We start from the raw sequence: 2,238 nt of genomic DNA on the forward strand, positions 1-2,238 counted from the left end.
GAACATCTGCTCGCGAATTTGCCGATGTAAATTTTCTAAAGTTCGCAGCAACATTAACAAACCGTTACAATCTCCCTGCTGTTCTTGGGCGATCGCTGTCACCGTCGTTACAAGGGAATCTAGTTGGCTATCTAATTGGCTGTTATCTCCCGGCAATCGGCTATTCATGTTCCTATTTGAAAACAGTCACACCAATCATATCAGTCATCAGCTATCAGTTACTTAGAGCCTCCTGACTTGAAAGAGGGTGTGAGGAAGTGGGGAAGTGGGGTGTAGGGTGTGGGGTGTAGGGTGTGGGGTGTGGGGTGTGGGGAAGTGGGGAAGTGGGGAAGTGGGGAAGTGGGGAAGTGGGGTGTAGGGTGTGGGGTGTGGGGTGTGGGGAAGGAAACCTCTTTCATCTGTGGTGGTGAAAATTTTTTCATCGGGACTGACTCCTAAGCTAAGACGTATTTAAACTGCTTATTCTTCGATTAGCCGAATCTCCTCCAATCTCTTTACTGTTGCCTCTTGCCGGCTGCCTCCCGTCTCCTGACTCCTATCTCCTGACTCCTATCTCCTGACTCCTATCCCCTGCCTGCCGTCCCCTGTCTCCCATCTTCTCAATGGTCACTGATCTTTGATAAACTGAGTTTCGGTGAATTGGCGCAACCGATTCGATAATTCATCAGGCTATGGATCAAGGGTAGTAATTGTAAAGATTGACAAAGAGAGGTTGACATAGATGAGATTTCGTGCCTTGTTAGTTGCCTTTTTAGCCTTGTGCTTAGGGGTGTTGACAGCTTGTAGCGACGCGCCTAGTGCCGTCCTGAATAGAAACGAGCTAACCTATGATGAAATTTTAAACACTGGATTAGCTAACAAATGTCCGCAGATTTCCGAGTTTACCCGGGGTACTCTCCCCTTAGAAAGCGGCGAAAGTTATGTGGTGACAGATTTATGTTTGGAACCCCAAGAATATTTTGTCAAGGGTGAACCCATTAATAAGCGGGAAGCAGCCACCTTTATCCCGGGTAAACTCTTAACCAGAGATACCACCAGTTTAGAACAGATGACAGCGACCTTAACCGTAGGTGAAGACGGTGTTTTAACCCTCAAGGAAGAAGACGGTATCGATTTCCAACCCATTACCGTACAATTACCCGGAGGTGAAAGAGTTCCCCTCTTCTTTACCATTAAAGGTTTCACTGGCAAAACCGAAGCCGGATTTAACTCGATTAACAGTTCCACGGATTTTGAAGGCGAATTTAAAGTTCCCTCCTATCGTGGCGCTGGTTTCTTAGATCCCAAAGGTCGGGGTGTGGTGACGGGTTATGATAATGCTGTCGCTTTACCCGCTAGTGCTGATAGTCAAGATTTCCAGCGTGCTAACGTCAAAGCGACGGAACTGGGTAAAGGTACTATGTCTTTACAGGTGACTAAAGTTGATGCTTCTACTGGCGAGTTTGCTGGTGTTTTTGAAAGTGAACAGCCTTCCGACACCGATTTAGGGGCAAAAGATGCTGAAGAAGTGAAAATTCGCGGCATTTTCTACGGTCGTCTCGAAGCTCGTGCCTAATTAATAAATTCAGAATTTCTGGAAATTAAGGCGAATTTCTCCCTAGAGAAGTTCGCTTTTTTTCGGCTCTCTTGGGGTTAAAATAAAGATTGACCTCGCCATGGAGGAAGAGTTGCTCATGCCCAAGAAGACGAACAAGAAAACGGAAGCCAAAAGTTACAACCATGGCGAGGAACATCCCCAGCGCCCCGATATTGGCACGGAACCCCACTTCAAGAAGAAAAAACCCCCTGTCACCTATTGTTATGATTCCTCCTTGTCCCCGGAGTTAAACTGGGATGAAAACCCCGCACGAGAAGAAGCTGAGGCCTTAATTGAGCAAATTCTCGCAGCCGAAGATTTAGAAACCGCCAAAATAGCAGCGCGTAAACTCAAGGCAATCGGTGAACCGTTTTTAAATTGGACAGGAAAGGCCGAAAGATTATCTTTTGAAGTGCCGACTTTACCCCTGTTTGTCCATATCACGAGGCTAGACTAGCTAAACTAACAGTTAGATTTGCCAGTTTTGAAATACAAGTACCTAAGCATCACTCGAAAGCGAAGCCTAGTCAATCTGTCAAATTACAGGTAATTTTAGCTGAAGAAGAAAATCCTCATACCGGGGTTAATCCTATCAGTTGGCTCCTCTTAACTAGCCTAGACATTAGTAGCTTTGAATCGGCGATAACCTGTGTGCGCTGGTA

At 46.2% G+C, this 2,238-nt stretch carries 3 protein-coding genes and 1 pseudogene; 3 read left to right on the top strand and 1 reads right to left on the bottom strand.

Annotation, left to right across the window (positions count from 1 at the left end; genetic code table 11):
- Positions 1-218: 218 nt before the first annotated feature.
- The gene (locus PX481_RS04045; RefSeq protein WP_196219853.1) at positions 219-422 is read right to left on the bottom strand and encodes a hypothetical protein; all 204 of its coding nucleotides are present in this window, start codon (positions 420-422) and stop codon (positions 219-221) included.
- A gap of 299 nt (positions 423-721) precedes the next feature.
- Between PX481_RS04045 and PX481_RS04050 the strand changes: the two genes are divergently transcribed.
- From PX481_RS04050 to PX481_RS04060, 3 genes and pseudogenes are all read left to right on the top strand, one after another.
- Positions 722-1,555 carry a photosystem II manganese-stabilizing polypeptide gene (locus PX481_RS04050; RefSeq protein WP_002761031.1) on the top strand — a complete coding sequence of 278 codons (834 nt, stop codon included), beginning with the start codon at positions 722-724 and terminating at the stop codon, positions 1,553-1,555.
- 118 nt (positions 1,556-1,673) lie between these two features.
- The gene (locus PX481_RS04055) at positions 1,674-2,033 is read left to right on the top strand and encodes a hypothetical protein (RefSeq protein WP_052276459.1); all 360 of its coding nucleotides are present in this window, start codon (positions 1,674-1,676) and stop codon (positions 2,031-2,033) included.
- Positions 2,012-2,238 (top strand): annotated as a pseudogene (locus PX481_RS04060) (IS4 family transposase); the annotation flags it as partial. The gene PX481_RS04055 and the pseudogene PX481_RS04060, both read left to right, overlap by 22 nt.

The organism is Microcystis sp. M53603_WE2 (assembly GCF_030065435.1).

Coding starts and splice junctions, on each gene's coding strand:
- PX481_RS04045 (WP_196219853.1), bottom strand. CDS start 422: ATGAAAAAATTTTCACCACCACAGATGAAAGAGGTTTCCTTCCCCACA.
- PX481_RS04050 (WP_002761031.1), top strand. CDS start 722: ATGAGATTTCGTGCCTTGTTAGTTGCCTTTTTAGCCTTGTGCTTAGGG.
- PX481_RS04055 (WP_052276459.1), top strand. CDS start 1,674: ATGCCCAAGAAGACGAACAAGAAAACGGAAGCCAAAAGTTACAACCAT.